The sequence below is a fragment of the Chromobacterium sp. HL1 genome (assembly GCF_057418835.1).
In genome coordinates this window covers 2318113-2335843 of sequence record NZ_CP162399.1, presented here as the reverse complement: position 1 = coordinate 2335843, position 17731 = coordinate 2318113, and the positions used below count along the sequence as shown (strand labels likewise).

General features: G+C 69.8%; 11 protein-coding genes. All 11 read left to right on the top strand.

Features of this window, described 5'->3' with window-relative positions; translation table 11 throughout:
- Positions 1–16: 16 nt before the first annotated feature.
- The 11 genes from AB1Z25_RS10570 to AB1Z25_RS10520 all read left to right on the top strand — a co-directional run bounded on the left by AB1Z25_RS10570 (position 17) and on the right by AB1Z25_RS10520 (position 17723).
- On the top strand, positions 17–544 hold the full coding sequence (locus tag AB1Z25_RS10570; RefSeq protein ID WP_039755389.1) for an Hcp family type VI secretion system effector: 528 nt from the start codon (positions 17–19) through the stop codon (positions 542–544).
- A 75-nt stretch (positions 545–619) separates the two neighbouring features.
- Entirely contained in the window at positions 620–1066 is a 447-nt protein-coding gene (locus AB1Z25_RS10565) for a GPW/gp25 family protein (protein ID WP_107799088.1), read from the top strand.
- Positions 1063–2925, top strand: coding sequence for a type VI secretion system baseplate subunit TssF (gene tssF / locus AB1Z25_RS10560; protein ID WP_227108461.1), 1863 nt, complete (start codon positions 1063–1065; stop codon positions 2923–2925). Before AB1Z25_RS10565 ends, tssF begins: the two co-directional genes overlap by 4 nt.
- The gene (locus tag AB1Z25_RS10555; protein ID WP_107799090.1) at positions 2922–3902 is read left to right on the top strand and encodes a type VI secretion system baseplate subunit TssG; all 981 of its coding nucleotides are present in this window, start codon (positions 2922–2924) and stop codon (positions 3900–3902) included. The genes tssF and AB1Z25_RS10555 overlap by 4 nt, the downstream gene beginning before the upstream one ends.
- Positions 3899–6529, top strand: coding sequence for a type VI secretion system ATPase TssH (tssH, locus tag AB1Z25_RS10550; protein WP_227108460.1), 2631 nt, complete (start codon positions 3899–3901; stop codon positions 6527–6529). Before AB1Z25_RS10555 ends, tssH begins: the two co-directional genes overlap by 4 nt.
- The gene (locus AB1Z25_RS10545) at positions 6520–8931 is read left to right on the top strand and encodes a type VI secretion system Vgr family protein (protein ID WP_486637209.1); all 2412 of its coding nucleotides are present in this window, start codon (positions 6520–6522) and stop codon (positions 8929–8931) included. Before tssH ends, AB1Z25_RS10545 begins: the two co-directional genes overlap by 10 nt.
- A 40-nt stretch (positions 8932–8971) precedes the next feature.
- The gene (locus tag AB1Z25_RS10540) at positions 8972–11383 is read left to right on the top strand and encodes a type VI secretion system Vgr family protein (RefSeq protein ID WP_486637208.1); all 2412 of its coding nucleotides are present in this window, start codon (positions 8972–8974) and stop codon (positions 11381–11383) included.
- A 40-nt stretch (positions 11384–11423) separates the two neighbouring features.
- Positions 11424–13835, top strand: coding sequence for a type VI secretion system Vgr family protein (locus tag AB1Z25_RS10535; protein ID WP_486637207.1), 2412 nt, complete (start codon positions 11424–11426; stop codon positions 13833–13835).
- Positions 13835–16051 carry a DUF2169 family type VI secretion system accessory protein gene (locus tag AB1Z25_RS10530; RefSeq protein ID WP_227108456.1) on the top strand — a complete coding sequence of 739 codons (2217 nt, stop codon included), beginning with the start codon at positions 13835–13837 and terminating at the stop codon, positions 16049–16051. The genes AB1Z25_RS10535 and AB1Z25_RS10530 overlap by 1 nt, the downstream gene beginning before the upstream one ends.
- Positions 16048–17127: a pentapeptide repeat-containing protein gene (locus tag AB1Z25_RS10525; protein WP_486637206.1), complete on the top strand. Its 1080-nt coding sequence runs from the start codon at positions 16048–16050 to the stop codon at positions 17125–17127. The genes AB1Z25_RS10530 and AB1Z25_RS10525 overlap by 4 nt, the downstream gene beginning before the upstream one ends.
- Entirely contained in the window at positions 17127–17723 is a 597-nt protein-coding gene (locus AB1Z25_RS10520) for a DUF3540 domain-containing protein (RefSeq protein ID WP_486637205.1), read from the top strand. The genes AB1Z25_RS10525 and AB1Z25_RS10520 overlap by 1 nt, the downstream gene beginning before the upstream one ends.
- Positions 17724–17731 lie beyond the last annotated feature (8 nt).

The window sequence follows — 17731 nt, the reverse complement described above, 5'->3', positions numbered from 1 at the left end:
TTCGGAGTATCGCAACATGGCAAATGCATTGGTTGACTACTTTCTGCAGATTGAAGGAGTCGAGGGGGAATCAACTGACCAGCAGTACTCGGGCCTGATCCAGATCCAGAGCTGGCAATGGGCCGAGGAGAACTCGGGCAAATGGGGCTTCGGCAGCGGCGGCGGCGCCGGCAAGGTGGAAATGAAGGACTTCGAGTTCCGCATGGTCTCGAACAAGGCCTCGCCCAAGCTGTTCCTGATGTGCGCCACCGGCGAACACATCCCGCGCGCCAAGCTGATCTGCCGCAAGTCCGGCAACGGCCAGCAGGACTTCATGATCATCACCTTCGCCAGCGGTCTGGTGTCCTCCTTCCGCACGCTGGGCAATATGCCGTACGCCATCATGGGCCACGGCAGCGGCGATGTGGAAAGCGTGCTGCCCACCGACGAGATCAAGATCAACTTCGCCAAGATCGAGTTCGAATACCGCGAACAGCGCAATGACGGAACCATGGGCGCGGTGATCAAGGCGGGTTATGACCTGAAGCTGAACGCAGCCGTTTAAGCACTATGAGCCGGGACTTTCCGGCCTTCTTTCCTCTCTATCGGGACGGCGTCGCCCAGGCGGCGCCGGGCAGCCATGACGCCACGATTATTCGACCAACTGTCCGCCCGCGCAGGGCGCGAGACGCTCGCCGCCAGCATCGCGCGCGATCTGGCGCATTTGATGAACGCCGCGCTGCGCGGCGCGCGCCTGCCGCTGGCGGCGGGCAGCCAGCTGGAGACTTCGGTGTGGAATTACGGACGGCCGCCGCTGGCGGAGAGAAAGTCGAGCCGGATCGACCCGGCGCGCGTCAGCGCCCACATCCGCGACGCCATCCGCCGCTTCGAGCCGCGGCTGGACCCGGAACGGCTGGAAGTGAGCGCGCGCGCCGGAAGCGGGCCGCAGGCGCGGCAGCTGCTGTATTTCGACGTAGCCGCGGTGACCCGCGACGGCGGCGAAGCGCTGCGGCTCAGCCTGACGCTGGATTATCTGGACGGTTATTTCGGCCTGCCGCGCGCCGCGGAGGCGGGGGCGGCCGGATGAATTTCCTCGATCACTACAATAATGAATTGCGCCATCTGCGCGAGGCCGGCGCGCGTTTCGCCCGCGAGCATCCGCAGATCGCCCCGGCGCTCGGCCTGCGGCCGAACTCGGTCGCCGATCCCTTCGTCGAGCGCCTGCTGGAGGGCGTGGCCTTTCTGTCCGCCCGGGTGCAGACCCGGCTGGATCTGGAGTGCGCGGAATTTGCGCGTCAGGCGCTGGCCCAGGTCTGCCCGCTGTATCTGAGCGCCACGCCGGCGATCAGCAGCTTCGCCTTCCATCCGGACTTCGCCTCGCCGGAAGCCTTCCGCGGCCGCAGCCTGCCGCGCGGCACCCTGATCCAGGCGACCTTGCCGGGTTCGACCCGGCCCATCACCTTCGCCACCGGGCGCGAGGTGACCCTGCTGCCGCTGCGGCTGGAGCGGGCGGAGTGCGGCCGCGGCCTGACCCGGCTGTCCGCCGAGCTGGCGCGGCGGCTGGCCTCGTCCCAGGCCGCCTTGCGCCTGAGCTTCAAACTGGAGGGCACGGTGTCGCTGGGCGATCTGGCCGCGACGGAGGGCGGCGCCAAGCCGCTGCACCTGAGCCTGGCCGGCGATCTGCCGCGCGCTTACGCGCTGCACCGCGCGATGCTGGCCGACGTCGGCGCCTGGTATGCGACGGCCGACGACGGCCGCGGCGGCGAAGTCCTGCTGGAGTTGCCGCTTGGCGGCCTGCGCCTGTCCGCCGCCGACGAGGGCGAGGCCCTGCTGCCGGCCGAGGCGGGCGGCTTGCCGGGCTTGCGCTTGCTGCGCGAATACTTCGCCCAGCCGGCGCGGCTGCTCAGCGTGGAATTGGACGCGCTGGCGGCCTTGGCGGCGCGGGCGCCGTCGGCGCGCGGCTTCGAGCTGATCCTGGCCTTGCGCCAGGCGCCGCTGGACCTGATAGGCGAGGTGGACGCCGGCCAGTTCCGCCTGTTCGCCACCCCGGCGATCAATCTCTATCCCAAGCGCCTGGACCCGGTGCCCTACGATCCGAACCAGACCGAGCAATGGATTCCGGTGGACCGGATGCGGCCGGCCGAACACCACCTGTGGCGCTTGCTGGAAATCAATGTCTGCGACAGCAACGGCCGCTCGCGGGAGGCGCGGCCGGCGCTGGACGCCGGCGGCTACCAGAGCGCCCCGGCGGCGGCGCGCTATTCGCTGCGCCGCGAGCCGGCGCTGCAAAGCGAGGGGCCGCGCCAGGCGCGCCCGGACGCGCTGGGCAGCCATGATCTGATCACCATTTCCGCCTGCGCCGGCGATCTGGGCCTGGACGACATCGCCACCCTGACCGGGCGCGCGCTGGTGGCGGACCGCGGCTGGCGGCCGGAAGACCTGCCGGCGGCGGAGCTGCGCGCCGAGGGCGGCGCGGTGGCGCGGCTGGAGTGCCTGTGGCCGGCCAGCGCGCCGCGGCCGATTCCGGACCTGGAGCGCTGCTGGCAGGCGGTGGCCCATATCGGCCAGAACCCGTTGAGCCTGCGCGGCGCCGGCCGTCAGGACATCGCCGCGCGGCTGGCGGAGCAGCTGCGGCTGGCCGCGCAGCCGGAACTGGCGCTGGACCGCCAGCGCATAGACAGCCTGAAGGCCGCGCATCTGCAAGCCGGCTTCCTGCCCGCCGGCCGCGGTTCGCCGCAGGCCCTGGTGCGCGCCTCCCTGGTGGACATCGACATCGCCGCCGTGATGCACGCGGACCGCGGCGGCTGGCTGTTCGGCCGGCTGCTGGCCCAGGCGCTGGCCCAGGCGGTCACGCTCAACGACGGCATCGAAGTCAGCCTGAGGCTGGACGGCGAACCGGTCAGCCGGCACGGCAACACCCAACGCGCGGACGGAGAACTGCAATGAAACGACAGCAGATGATCCGGGAGCTTAAGCCGCAGCGCACCTTCTTCGAACTGATGCGCCGCGTGGAAACCTGGCAATGGCGGCTGCCGGACGCCGCCGCGGCGGGCCGGCTGCGGCGCCGGCCGGACTGGCTGGGCCTGGAACAGGCCGCCGACATGCACTTCGCCAGCAGCGAGATCAGCGGGGTGAAGGTGGAAGAGGCGGAGGACGACGCCGCGCCGCGCGTCAGCGTGGTTTGCCGCCATTTCGGCCTGTTCGCGCCCTACGGGCCCTTGCCGCTGCACATCACCGAGCACGCGCTGCACGAGCGCCGGCTGGAACGCAACGCCGCCTTCGAACGCTTCGTCAACCTGGCCTGCGGCGATCTGGCCTGGCTGCACTACGCCGCCCGCGCGGCGATGCATCCGGCGCTGGGCTACGAGCGCGGCCGCCACCCCTTCGCCGAGCGCGTGTCCGCGCTGGCCGGCGCCGCGCCGGAGGCGGAGCCGCTGTTGGACCCGCACGCCGCCGCCTGCCGGCGCAGCCATCCCGGCGCTTATCACGCGCCGCGCCGCTCGCTGGCGGACTTGCAGAAAATCCTGGCCGGCTATTTCGGCGCGCCGGTGCGCTTGTCGCCGCGCCAGGGCCGCTGGATTCCGCTGCGGGAAGGCGCAGGCGGGCCGCGCCGGCTGGGGAGCTGGCGCGTGGGCAGCCGGATCTGGGACGCCCAGCACGCGCTGGACATCACCATAGGGCCGATCGACGCCGCCGAGTTTTCCCGCTGGCGGCGCGGCGCGCCCGCGGTGCTGGCGATGTTCGCCGTCGCCGCAGATTTCGCCGATGGCCGGGCCGCCCCGGTCATCAAGGTCCAGGTCCGCACCCGGCCGGAACTGGCAGGCAAGGTGGGGCGCATGCGCCTGGGGGTGGACGCATGGTCCCGCCCAGGCGTCTCGCTCCGGACTCTCACCGTGTATGAATCTTTCCAGGATCCGCTGTGAACCGAGAACGCATTTTCGGCCGCTTAGGCCCAACCGCATACGACACCTTGGTGGAAGCCACCGCCCTGGGGCGCTCGCGCCGGCACGCGCTGGTGGACCTAGATCATTGGCTGCTTTGCCTGCTGCGCCGCGGCGGCGGCGACGTCGCGCTCTTGCTGGAGGCGCTGGACTGCGAGCCGGCCGCCGCTTTGCAACGCGTGGGCAAGGCGCTGGACGCCGCCGAGGCCGGCGGCGAATCGCTGCGCGACATCTCGCCGGCGCTGGAGCGCAGCGTGGCGCCGGCCATCAGCTGGAGCCAGGTGGCCGCGCCGGCCGCCAAGGTGCGCAGCGGCCATCTCTTGCTGGCCTGGCTGGACGAGGAGCCGACGCGGCGCTGGCTGCAGCATCGCATCGGTCAGGCGCTGGCCAAGCTGTCGCTGGACGATATCGTCGCGCGTTACGAGGCGCTGGCCGGCGCTTGGCCGGAAGCGGCCGACGCGCCCGCCGGAACCGCCGCCCAGGGGGCCGCAGGCGAAGCCGCCGATCCGGCCGCGGTGCTGCGGCAATGGGCGGTCAGCCTGAGCGATCAGGCGGCGGCCGGCGAATTGGACCCGGTGATAGGCCGCGACGCCGAATTGCGCGCGGTGATCGACGTGTTGTCGCGGCGGCGGCAGAACAATCCCATCCTGGTGGGCGAGGCCGGCGTCGGCAAAACCGCGGTGGCGGAGGCGCTGGCCCAGCGCATCCATCGCGGCGAAGTGCCGCCGGGCCTGCGCGGCGCGCAGATCTGGGCCTTGGACGTGGCCAGGCTGCAAGCCGGCGCCGGCGCGCGCGGCGAGTTCGAACAGCGGCTGCGCTCGGTGATAGACGCGGTGATCGCCGCGCCGGCGCCCGTCATCCTGTTCTGCGACGAAACCCACACCCTGATCGGCGCCGGCGGCAACGCCGGCACCGGCGACGCCGCCAATCTGATCAAACCGATGCTGGCGCGCGGCCAGCTGCGCATGGTGGCCGCCACCACCTGGTCGGAATACAAGCAGTTCATCGAGCCGGACGCCGCCTTGGTGCGCCGCTTCCAGACCGTGGCCGTGGACGAGCCCGACGACGACACCGCGGTGGACATGCTGCGCATGATCGCGCCGCGCTTCGCCGGCCATCACGGCGTGCGCATCGTCGACGCCGCCTTGCGCGCCGCGGTGACGCTGTCGCGCCGCTATCTGCCGTCGCGGCAGCTGCCGGACAAGGCCATCGGCCTGCTGGACACCGCTTGCGCGCGGGTGGCGATGAGCCAGAGCTGCCAGCCGGCGGCGCTGGACCGGCTGCGCCATCGCGCGATGACGCTGGAGCAGGCGCTGAACTGGCGCGCCAGCGACGCGCGGCTGGGCCTGGCCGCGCCGGCGGACGGCGCGGAACTGGAAAGGGAGCGCGAGGAAACCGCCGCGCGCGCCGACGCGCTGGACGCGGCCCTGAGCGAGCAGCGCGCCGAGGTGGGCGCCTGGCTGGAGGATCTGGAAACGGGCGGCGCCGATCCGGAGCGGGCCGAGGCCCTGAGCGGGGCCGAACGGCTGGTGCGGCCGTGGGTGGACGCGCAGGCCATCGCCGAAGTGCTGTCGGAATGGACCCAGGTGCCGGTCACCCAGATGGCTCAGGACGAGGCGCGGCGGCTGATGGCGCTGCGCGAAGGGCTGAACCAGCGCATCCAGGGCCAGGAAAGCGGGCTGGACGCCATTGTGGAGGCGCTGCAAGTGGCGCACTCCGGCCTGGGCGATCCGCGGCGGCCGATGGCGGTGATGCTGCTGGCCGGCCCCACCGGCACCGGCAAGAGCCAGACCGCGGCCGAGCTGGCGCAGGCGCTGTTCGGCGGCGAACGCAATCTCTTGCGCTTCAATATGAACGAATTCCAGGAAGCCCACACCGTGTCCACGCTGAAGGGCGCGCCGCCGGGCTATGTCGGCTACGGCCGAGGCGGCCGCCTGACCGAGGCGGTGCGCAAAAAACCCTACAGCGTGCTCTTGCTGGACGAGTTCGACCGCGCCCATCCGGACGTGCACGAGATGTTCTACCAGGTGTTCGATCAGGGCTGGATGGAGGACGGCGAGGGGCGGCACATCAATTTCCGCAACTGCCTGATCCTGCTGACCAGCAATCTGGGCGACGCCGAGATCGAAGCCGCCTGCGCCGCCGAACCCGAAGTCTCTCAGTCCCGGCTGGACGCGCTGGCGCGCGAACGCTTGCAGCGCCGTTTCGCGCCGGCCTTGCTGGCGCGGATGCGGGTGGTGGCCTTCCGGCCGCTGGGCGAGCCGGCGCTGGCCGGCATCGCGCGCCAGGCCCTGGACGACATCGGCCAGCGCCTGAGCGCCAACGGCCTGGACTGGCGCGCCGACGCCGAGGCGGCGGACTGGATCGCCCGAGCGGTGGCCAGGCACCCGGCCAGCGGCCGCGCGGTGGGCGATCTATTGCGCCAGCGGGTGATGCCGGCCATCGCCCGCGGCGTGCTGGAAGCGCGCGCCGCCGACCGCGCCCTGCACAGCGTGCGCCTGAGCGCCGCCGAAAAACTGGAACTGATTTTCGACGACGGGGAGGGCGTGCCGCTGCCGCCGGCCGCGCCGGCCGAATCCGCCGCCCCGGGAGAAACCGCATGCGTTTGATCGAATTGCACAGCCTCTTGCTGGACGCGGACAGCGTCGCGTTGAGCTTCAAGGCGGACGAACGCCTGTCGCAGGAACCCAGTTACCAGCTCGACATCGCCTGCGCCGACCCGGCGCTGGACCTGGACGGGCTGCTCGGCTCGCGGCTGACGGTGGACATCGACCTGGGCGACGAGGGCGTCCGGCCTTTCCATTGCCAGGTGTTGGGCGGCTACGACAGCGGCCAGACCCAGGACAGCTACACCTACACGCTGGAGCTGGGCAGCTGGCTGTCCTTCCTGGCGGAGAACCAGAACTGCCGCGTGTTCCAGCAGCTGACGGTGCCGCAGATCGTCGAGCAGGTCTTCGGCGAACATCAGCGGCCGGACTTCCGTTTCGAGCTGGAGCACGCTTACGAGCCGCGCGAATACTGCGTGCAGTTCCTGGAGACCGACCTCAACTTCGTCAAGCGGCTGCTGGAGGACGAGGGCATTTACTTCTGGATCGAGCACCAGCCGGAGCGTCATGTGGTGGTGCTGTCCGACACCCAGCGTTTCGACGATCTGACCGCCGGCTACGGCCTGCTGCGCTTCCTGCCGGACGGCGACGAATTCCGTCCGGTGCCGGGCCGCGAAGGGGTGCAGCGGCTGCAACGCGGGCGGCGGGTGCGGCCGACCAATGTTGCGCTGCGCGACTTCGACTACCACGCGCCGTCCAACCGGCTGGACAGCGACGCTCAGGAGGCGCAAGCCAGCCTGGACGGCATCCGGCTGGAGCATTACGACTACGGCGCCGGCTATAGCGATCAGGCCGGCGGCGACCGGCTGGCGCGGCTGCGGCTGGAGGCCTTGCAGGCGGATTCCCACCAGCTCACCGGCACCGCCAACGCCCGCGGCCTGGCCACCGGCGGCGCCTTCACGCTGGACGGCCACCCGGACGCGGCGCGCAACCGCCGCTACTACGTGACCGCCAGCCAGCTGACTTTCTTGCAGGACGGGCCGGACAGCAGCGGCCAGGGCCGCAATGTGATGGCCGTGTTCCGGGCGATGGCGGACGACCGTCCGTTCCGCCCGCTGCGGCTGACGGCCAAGCCCATCCTGCCCGGCATCCAGAGCGCCACCGTGGTGGGGCCGGTGGACGCGGAAGTGCATACCGACAAGCTGGGCCGCATCCGCGTGCACTTCCACTGGGACCGTTACAAGACCCAGGAAGAAGACGCCTCGTGCTGGATCCGGGTGTCGCAAGCCTGGGCCGGCAAGGGCTGGGGCGTGCTGGCGCTGCCGCGGGTGGGCCAGGAAGTGCTGGTCACCTATGTGGATGGCGATCTGGACCGGCCCATGATCACCGGCATCGTCTACAACGGCGACAATCCGACGCCTTACGACCTGCCCAAGGACATCCGCTACACCGGTCTGGTCACGCGTTCCTTGAAGCAGGGCCGTTACAGCAACGCCAGCCAGATCACCTTCGACGACCAGCGCGGCGCGGAGCGGGTGATGGTGCACGCCGAGCGGGACATGCAGCAGACCACCGAGCGCAATAGCTCGGAGGCGGTGGGGCAGGACAAGAACACCTCGGTCAAGGGCACGTCCACCTCGGTCACCGGCGCCTCGATCAGCTACACCGGGGTGTCGGTGTCCTTCACCGGCCTGTCGGTCAGCTTCACCGGGGTATCGACCAGCTTCACCGGCCTGTCCACCAGTTTCACCGGGGTGTCCACCGGTTTTACCGGCGTCTCCACCGGCTTCACCGGGGTGTCCACCGGTTTTACCGGCGTCTCCACCAGCTTCACCGGCATTTCCACCGGTTTCACCGGGGTGTCCACCAGCTTTACCGGGGTGTCCACCAGCCTGACCGGCACCAGCACCTCGGTGACCGGCACCTCGCAGAGCATGACCGGCATTTCCACCTCGATGACCGGCACCAGCGTGTCGGCCACCGGCATGTCGCAAAGCATGACCGGGGTGTCGTCCTCTTATACCGGCACCTCCACCAGCGTCACCGGGACCAGCACCTCGGTCACCGGCACCTCCAAGAGCGTGACCGGCACCTCGATGTCGGACACCGGCTCGTCCACCAGCATCACCGGCACTTCGATGTCCACCACCGGTTCGTCCACCAGCGTCACCGGCACCTCGATGTCCACCACCGGCTCGTCCGCCAGCGTCACCGGTTGCTCGGTGTCCACCACCGGCGCTTCCGCCAGCGTCACCGGCTCGTCGGTCTCGGTCACCGGCTCGTCCACCGGGGTTACCGGCTCCAGCATGTCCACCACCGGTTCCTCGGTCAGCAGCACCGGTTCCAGCGTATCCAGCACCGGCTCCAGCTGCTCCACCACCGGGGTCAGCTATTCCTACACCGGCGCGTCCTATTCGGATACCGGCGTGGATTTGAAGAAGCTGGGCATGCAGGTGAAAAGCTGATGACGCGGCGCAGGCTTGGACACGGGAAAGGAGAGCGGAGATGCGCTTGATCGAACTGCACAGCCCCTTGCTGGACGCGGACAGCGTCGCGCTGAGCTTCAAGGCGGACGAGCGCCTGTCGCAGGAGCCCAGTTACCAGCTCGACATCGCCTGCGCCGACCCGGCGCTGGACCTGGACGGGCTGCTCGGCTCGCGGCTGACGGTGGACATCGACCTGGGCGACGAGGGCGTCCGGCCTTTCCATTGCCAGGTGCTGGGCGGCTACGACAGCGGCCAGACCCAGGACAGCTACACCTATACGCTGGAGCTGGGCAGCTGGCTGTCCTTCCTGGCGGAGAACCAGAACTGCCGCGTGTTCCAGCAGCTGACGGTGCCGCAGATCGTCGAGCAGGTCTTCGGCGAACATCAGCGGCCGGACTTCCGTTTCGAGCTGGAGCACGCTTACGAGCCGCGCGAATACTGCGTGCAGTTCCTGGAGACCGACCTCAACTTCGTCAAGCGGCTGCTGGAGGACGAGGGCATTTACTTCTGGATCGAGCACCAGCCGGAGCGTCATGTGGTGGTGCTGTCCGACACCCAGCGTTTCGACGATCTGACCGCCGGCTACGGCCTGCTGCGCTTCCTGCCGGACGGCGACGAATTCCGTCCGGTGCCGGGCCGCGAAGGGGTGCAGCGGCTGCAACGCGGGCGGCGGGTGCGGCCGACCAATGTTGCGCTGCGCGACTTCGACTACCACGCGCCGTCCAACCGGCTGGACAGCGACGCTCAGGAGGCGCAAGCCAGCCTGGACGGCATCCGGCTGGAGCATTACGACTACGGCGCCGGCTATAGCGATCAGGCCGGCGGCGACCGGCTGGCGCGGCTGCGGCTGGAGGCCTTGCAGGCGGATTCCCACCAGCTCACCGGCACCGCCAACGCCCGCGGCCTGGCCACCGGCGGCGCCTTCACGCTGGACGGCCACCCGGACGCGGCGCGCAACCGCCGCTACTACGTGACCGCCAGCCAGCTGACTTTCTTGCAGGACGGGCCGGACAGCAGCGGCCAGGGCCGCAATGTGATGGCCGTGTTCCGGGCGATGGCGGACGACCGTCCGTTCCGCCCGCTGCGGCTGACGGCCAAGCCCATCCTGCCCGGCATCCAGAGCGCCACCGTGGTGGGGCCGGTGGACGCGGAAGTGCATACCGACAAGCTGGGCCGCATCCGCGTGCACTTCCACTGGGACCGTTACAAGACCCAGGAAGAAGACGCCTCGTGCTGGATCCGGGTGTCGCAAGCCTGGGCCGGCAAGGGCTGGGGCGTGCTGGCGCTGCCGCGGGTGGGCCAGGAAGTGCTGGTCACCTATGTGGATGGCGATCTGGACCGGCCCATGATCACCGGCATCGTCTACAACGGCGACAATCCGACGCCTTACGACCTGCCCAAGGACATCCGCTACACCGGTCTGGTCACGCGTTCCTTGAAGCAGGGCCGTTACAGCAACGCCAGCCAGATCACCTTCGACGACCAGCGCGGCGCGGAGCGGGTGATGGTGCACGCCGAGCGGGACATGCAGCAGACCACCGAGCGCAATAGCTCGGAGGCGGTGGGGCAGGACAAGAACACCTCGGTCAAGGGCACGTCCACCTCGGTCACCGGCGCCTCGATCAGCTACACCGGGGTGTCGGTGTCCTTCACCGGCCTGTCGGTCAGCTTCACCGGGGTATCGACCAGCTTCACCGGCCTGTCCACCAGTTTCACCGGGGTGTCCACCGGTTTTACCGGCGTCTCCACCGGCTTCACCGGGGTGTCCACCGGTTTTACCGGCGTCTCCACCAGCTTCACCGGCATTTCCACCGGTTTCACCGGGGTGTCCACCAGCTTTACCGGGGTGTCCACCAGCCTGACCGGCACCAGCACCTCGGTGACCGGCACCTCGCAGAGCATGACCGGCATTTCCACCTCGATGACCGGCACCAGCGTGTCGGCCACCGGCATGTCGCAAAGCATGACCGGGGTGTCGTCCTCTTATACCGGCACCTCCACCAGCGTCACCGGGACCAGCACCTCGGTCACCGGCACCTCCAAGAGCGTGACCGGCACCTCGATGTCGGACACCGGCTCGTCCACCAGCATCACCGGCACTTCGATGTCCACCACCGGTTCGTCCACCAGCGTCACCGGCACCTCGATGTCCACCACCGGCTCGTCCGCCAGCGTCACCGGTTGCTCGGTGTCCACCACCGGCGCTTCCGCCAGCGTCACCGGCTCGTCGGTCTCGGTCACCGGCTCGTCCACCGGGGTTACCGGCTCCAGCATGTCCACCACCGGTTCCTCGGTCAGCAGCACCGGTTCCAGCGTATCCAGCACCGGCTCCAGCTGCTCCACCACCGGGGTCAGCTATTCCTACACCGGCGCGTCCTATTCGGATACCGGCGTGGATTTGAAGAAGCTGGGCATGCAGGTGAAAAGCTGATGACGCGGCGCAGGCTTGGACACGGGAAAGGAGAGCGGAGATGCGCTTGATCGAACTGCACAGCCCCTTGCTGGACGCGGACAGCGTCGCGCTGAGCTTCAAGGCGGACGAGCGCCTGTCGCAGGAGCCCAGTTACCAGCTCGACATCGCCTGCGCCGACCCGGCGCTGGACCTGGACGGGCTGCTCGGCTCGCGGCTGACGGTGGACATCGACCTGGGCGACGAGGGCGTCCGGCCTTTCCATTGCCAGGTGCTGGGCGGCTACGACAGCGGCCAGACCCAGGACAGCTACACCTATACGCTGGAGCTGGGCAGCTGGCTGTCCTTCCTGGCGGAGAACCAGAACTGCCGCGTGTTCCAGCAGCTGACGGTGCCGCAGATCGTCGAGCAGGTCTTCGGCGAACATCAGCGGCCGGACTTCCGTTTCGAGCTGGAGCACGCTTACGAGCCGCGCGAATACTGCGTGCAGTTCCTGGAGACCGACCTCAACTTCGTCAAGCGGCTGCTGGAGGACGAGGGCATTTACTTCTGGATCGAGCACCAGCCGGAGCGTCATGTGGTGGTGCTGTCCGACACCCAGCGTTTCGACGATCTGACCGCCGGCTACGGCCTGCTGCGCTTCCTGCCGGACGGCGACGAATTCCGTCCGGTGCCGGGCCGCGAAGGGGTGCAGCGGCTGCAACGCGGGCGGCGGGTGCGGCCGACCAATGTTGCGCTGCGCGACTTCGACTACCACGCGCCGTCCAACCGGCTGGACAGCGACGCTCAGGAGGCGCAAGCCAGCCTGGACGGCATCCGGCTGGAGCATTACGACTACGGCGCCGGCTATAGCGATCAGGCCGGCGGCGACCGGCTGGCGCGGCTGCGGCTGGAGGCCTTGCAGGCGGATTCCCACCAGCTCACCGGCACCGCCAACGCCCGCGGCCTGGCCACCGGCGGCGCCTTCACGCTGGACGGCCACCCGGACGCGGCGCGCAACCGCCGCTACTACGTGACCGCCAGCCAGCTGACTTTCTTGCAGGACGGGCCGGACAGCAGCGGCCAGGGCCGCAATGTGATGGCCGTGTTCCGGGCGATGGCGGACGACCGTCCGTTCCGCCCGCTGCGGCTGACGGCCAAGCCCATCCTGCCCGGCATCCAGAGCGCCACCGTGGTGGGGCCGGTGGACGCGGAAGTGCATACCGACAAGCTGGGCCGCATCCGCGTGCACTTCCACTGGGACCGTTACAAGACCCAGGAAGAAGACGCCTCGTGCTGGATCCGGGTGTCGCAAGCCTGGGCCGGCAAGGGCTGGGGCGTGCTGGCGCTGCCGCGGGTGGGCCAGGAAGTGCTGGTCACCTATGTGGATGGCGATCTGGACCGGCCCATGATCACCGGCATCGTCTACAACGGCGACAATCCGACGCCTTACGACCTGCCCAAGGACATCCGCTACACCGGTCTGGTCACGCGTTCCTTGAAGCAGGGCCGTTACAGCAACGCCAGCCAGATCACCTTCGACGACCAGCGCGGCGCGGAGCGGGTGATGGTGCACGCCGAGCGGGACATGCAGCAGACCACCGAGCGCAACAGTTCGGAGGCGGTGGGCCAGGACCAGAACATCGATGTGAAAGGCACGTCGACCTCGGTCACCGGCGCGTCGATCAAGTTCACCGGGGTGTCGGTGTCCTTCACCGGCCTGTCGGTCAGCTTCACCGGGGTATCGACCAGCTTTACCGGCCTGTCCACCAGTTTCACCGGGGCGTCCACCAGCTTCACCGGCGTCTCCACCGGCTTCACCGGGGTGTCCACCGGTTTTACCGGCGTCTCCACCAGCTTCACCGGCATTTCCACCGGTTTCACCGGGGTGTCCACCGGTTTTACCGGCGTGTCCACCAGCCTGACCGGCACGCGCACCTCGGTGACGGGCACCTCGCAGGGCATGACCGGCATTTCCACCTCGATGACCGGCACCAGCGTGTCGGCCACCGGCATGTCGCAAAGCATGACCGGGGTGTCGTCTTCTTATACCGGCACCTCCACCAGCGTCACCGGCAGCAAGATGTCGGTGACCGGCACCTCCAAGAGCGTGACCGGCACTTCGATGTCGGACACCGGTTCCTCGGTCAGCATCACCGGCACCTCGATGTCCACCACCGGCTCATCCACCAGCGTGACCGGCAGCAAGATGTCCACCACCGGGTCCGACGTCGGCGTCACCGGCTGTTCGGTGTCCACCACCGGCGCTTCGGTCAAGTTGGTGGGCAGCGATACCTCGATGACGGGTTCCGAGACCAAGGCGGTGGGCAGCAAGATGTCCACCACCGGTTCCAGCATCAGTTCGGTGGGGTCTGAGGTCAGCAGCACCGGCTTCAGCAACTCCACCACCGGTTTCAAATACTCCTACACCGGCGCGTCCTACTCGGACACCGGCGTGGATCTGAAAAAAGTCGGCATGGAGGTCAAAAGCTGATGCCCTTGCGTCATATCAAACCCCAGGCGGCGCTCGTGTCCTCGTCGCGCACCCAGATCGGCGCTCAAGCCATGTTGCGCGTCGGCGTCGGCGTCGGCTTCCGCCTGAGCGATCCCTTCATCCTGGCGCACGAGGCCGCGTGCTGGGAGGCGATCAAGGCCGCGGAGCCGGCGCTGCCGCTGTTCGAGCCGGCCATGCCCAAGCTGCGCGCCGAATGGCTGTTGCTGGGCAGCGCGCATTATCGCGGCCCGGCGGCCGGCGCCGGCGCGCTGGACTGGCTGGCCGAGGCCGAGCTGGGCGGCGTGCGCAAGATCGCGAGTTGCCGGGCGCGGCCGCGCGTGGACGGCGGCCGCGCCGAGGCCAGCCTGGCGCTGGACCCGCGTCAGGCCGCCGCCGGCCTGCAGGGCGAAAACCCTTTCGGCCAACGCCACGCGGCGCCGCCCTTGCAACGGGTCCGCGGCCTGAGCGTGAGCCCGGCGCCGCTGGCGGCGATGGGGCCGCTGGGCAGCGACTGGCCGGAACGCCGCCAATGGCAGCCGCGCTTCGCCGGCTCGCCGCAGGCGATGGCGGAGGACGGCAGCCATATGGGCTGGCCGGCGGCCACCGATCTGCGCTTCTTCCAGCAGGCGGCGCCGGACCAATGGTCGGAGCAGGCTTGCTGGCCGGCGCAAGCGCCGTACGCGCTCAGCGGTTTTCGCGGCGGCGAGCTTCAGGGCCGCTTGCCGGCCCTGCGGCCGCTGCTGCTGGCCGGGCGCGGCGACGGCCCGCTGGACGAGCGCCCGGAACTGAGGCTGCAAACCGTATGGCTGCTGCCGGACGCGGATCTGGGCGTGATGTGGTGGAACGGCTTCCTGCCGCTGGATTACGTGCTGGACGACAGCGTGGGCCGGCTGGCGCTGGGCTTCAAGGACGCCGCCGAGCCGGAGCGGCCGGCGGAGCTTGCCGCCTTCGCCGAGCGCCGCGCGCGGCTGGACGACCAGGACCCGCTCTTGCTGGCCGATCACGCGCTGATGCCGGACCCCGCGCGCGGCTGGGTCTGGGAACAGATCCTGGACTCCGCCGACCATCCGCGCTTCGCGCCGCCGCCGCGCGATCGCGCCGAGATCCGCGCGCGGCTGGAACAGAACCGCGAGGATTTGCGCGAGGCGCAGGCGGCGCAAAGCCGGCTGCAGTCCTTTGTCCGCGCCAATGAAAACGCCTTGGCCGGCCTGCCGCAGGCGGCGGCTGACGAGGAAGACTGGCGCGCGCGGCTGCAAAGCGAGCGCGGCCCCTGGAGCGAGCTGACCATACGCGACGCCGATCTGAGCGGCCTGGTCATCGACGGCCGCGAACTGAACCAGGTCCGCTTCGAACGCTGCAAGCTGGATCACGGCCGCTGGCGGCAATGCCGGCTGGAGCAGGTGCAGTTCGTCGATTGCTCGCTGGCCGGCGCCGTGCTGGAAGCGGTGCGCTGGAGCGGCGGCGGCTTGAACCGCTGCAATCTGGGCGCCAGCGTCTGGAACGGCGTGGAGCTGGCGCAGCTGGGCATAGAGGATTGCCGGCTGGACGACATCGCGGTCAACGGCGGCGCCTGGCGCGCGGTCACCGTGCAGGGCGAGGGCGGCGCCGGCGGCCGGATCGGCCAGCTGCGCTGGGATCAGGTCAATTGGTGCCGGGTGCGCGCCGAGGACTGGCGCTTCACCGGCCTGCAGGCCGACGGCCTGGGGCTGGTGGAATGCCAGCTGCCGCGCAGCGGCTGGCGGCAATGCCGGCTGCTGAAGTTCAGCGCGCTGGACACCGATCTGTCCGCCAGCGTCTGGCAGCGCTGCCAGCAACGCTTCGGCGTGGTGTCGCACGGCAGCTCGCTGCGCCAGGCGCGGCTGGAAGACTGCGAACTGCTGTCGTGCAGCTGGCAGGAGCTGGACGCGGCGCAGCTGCGGATGGAGCACTGCGCCTGCCCGCAACTGCACGCTCAGCGGCTGCGGGCGCCGGATTCGCTGTGGCGGGGCTGCGCGCTGGACGGCCTCAACGCCACCCACGCCGATCTGACGCGCGCCCGCTTCGAGGCCTGCGCCTTGAAGGACGCGCTGTTCTACGGCGCAAGCCTGGAGGACAGCCGGATGGAGGGCTGCAATCTGATCGACGCCAAAACCGCCTGGATGCGGCCGCCGTCCGGCGGCGGCTGGAGAGGCAATCTGGAAACCGGACGCCAGGACTGGCCGAGGAGGGCGCCATGAGCGCGGCGGGAGAGGAGGTCTTGCGGGAGCTGGCCGGGCAGTTGCCGGCGGTGGTGGAGGGGCTGCGTTTCGACGCGCCGCCGGCGGCGACGCTGAACCGCGCCGTCTACATCGACTGCCGTTTCGAAGGCGTTCACTGGCAGCGGTGCCGCTTCGAGGAGGTCCGCTTCGTCAACTGCCGTTTCGAGGCCAACCGTTTCGAACGCTGCGTCTGGCGCGAGCTGGGCTGCGCCGACAGCCAGTTCATCGACTGCGTTTGGGACGAATGCGAACTGGAACGGGTGGGCTGGCAGCGGGTGAGCGCGTCCGGGGCCCAGTGGCGCGGCGGGCGGCAGCGCGACTTTTCCTGCGTGGAGCTGGACGCGGCCGATTGGCGGCTGAGCGATGTGCACAGCGCGCACGGCTCCTTCGTCGATTGCCGGCTGCGCGAGTGGCAGTTGCAGGGCGGGCGCTGGTCGGACAGCGCCTGGATCCGCAATCAGCTGGACGGTTTCAGCGTGGAAGGCGCGGAGCTGCGCAACTTCATCCACGGCCAGAGCCGGGCGCGGCGCGTGGCGCTGAGCGCCTGCCGGGGCCTGAACGCGCGCTGGATAGATTGCGAGCTGGAGCATATGGCGCTGGACCACTGCGAGCTGCGCCAGGCGGCCTGGTCGCACAGCGTCTGGAATGGCGGCGCCATCCGAGCCAGCCGTCTTGCCGGCGCCAGTTTCGACCAGGCCCGGCTGCGGCGGGTGCAAGCGCGCGAGGCCGATCTGGAGCAGGCCCTGTTCGACGGCGCGCGGCTGGAGGACTGCGCCTTCGAGCAATTGAGCGCGCCGCGGCTGTCGCTGCGGCAGGCGCGGCTGGAACAGGTCAATCTGTCCGGCGCCAATTTGCGCGGGCTGGACGCCAGCGGCGCCGCGCTGCAGTCGGTGAAGCTGTCCGGCTGCGATTGCCGCGGCGGCAGGCTGATAGGCCAGCCGCGCGGCGCATGGAGCGCGGCGGACACCGCCGGCGCGCTGTTCGACGATAGCAAACTTGAGCAAGACCGGGCCTGGCGGCAACAGGCGCAGCCCGGACCTAGAGGAGCCGCATGATGACATGGATGCAAGAGAGCGCCCTGGCCTGGGCTGAAATCCCGGCCGAATCCGATCCGGTGCTGCGCGCGCTGCGCGTGGCCGCGCCGACGCCGCGCCCCAGCCAGGAATGGCTGCCGGCGCGGGTGTGCGCGCAAGGCGAGGGAGACGGCGAATGGCTGGTCCGGCTGCCGACCGGCGCGCTGCGCCAGGCGCGCGCCGCCTTCAGCTGCCTGGTGAGGCCGCAGCGCGGCGATCTGGTGCAATTGGCGGCGTCGGAAGAGGGGTGCTGGGTGCTGGCCGTGCTGGAGCGCCCGCAGCCGGGCGGCGTCTGCCGGCTGGAACTGGGCGCGGCCAGCGTGCAGCTGCACGCCGCCGAGCTGCATCTGTGCGCCGACGGCGAACTGAGCCTGAACGGCCAGCAGCTCAACAGCCGCGCCCAGGCCATCGCCACCGCGGCACAGGAGCGGCAGACCCATATCGGCGGCACCGACGCCGCGCACTGCGGCAGCCTGCTGCTGCACGCGGACCGCCACATGGGGCTGCACGCCAAGAGCACGGCGCTGAGTTCGGCTTCGCTGTTGAAGCTGGACGCCGGCCAGATCCACGTAGCTTGAGGAGAATC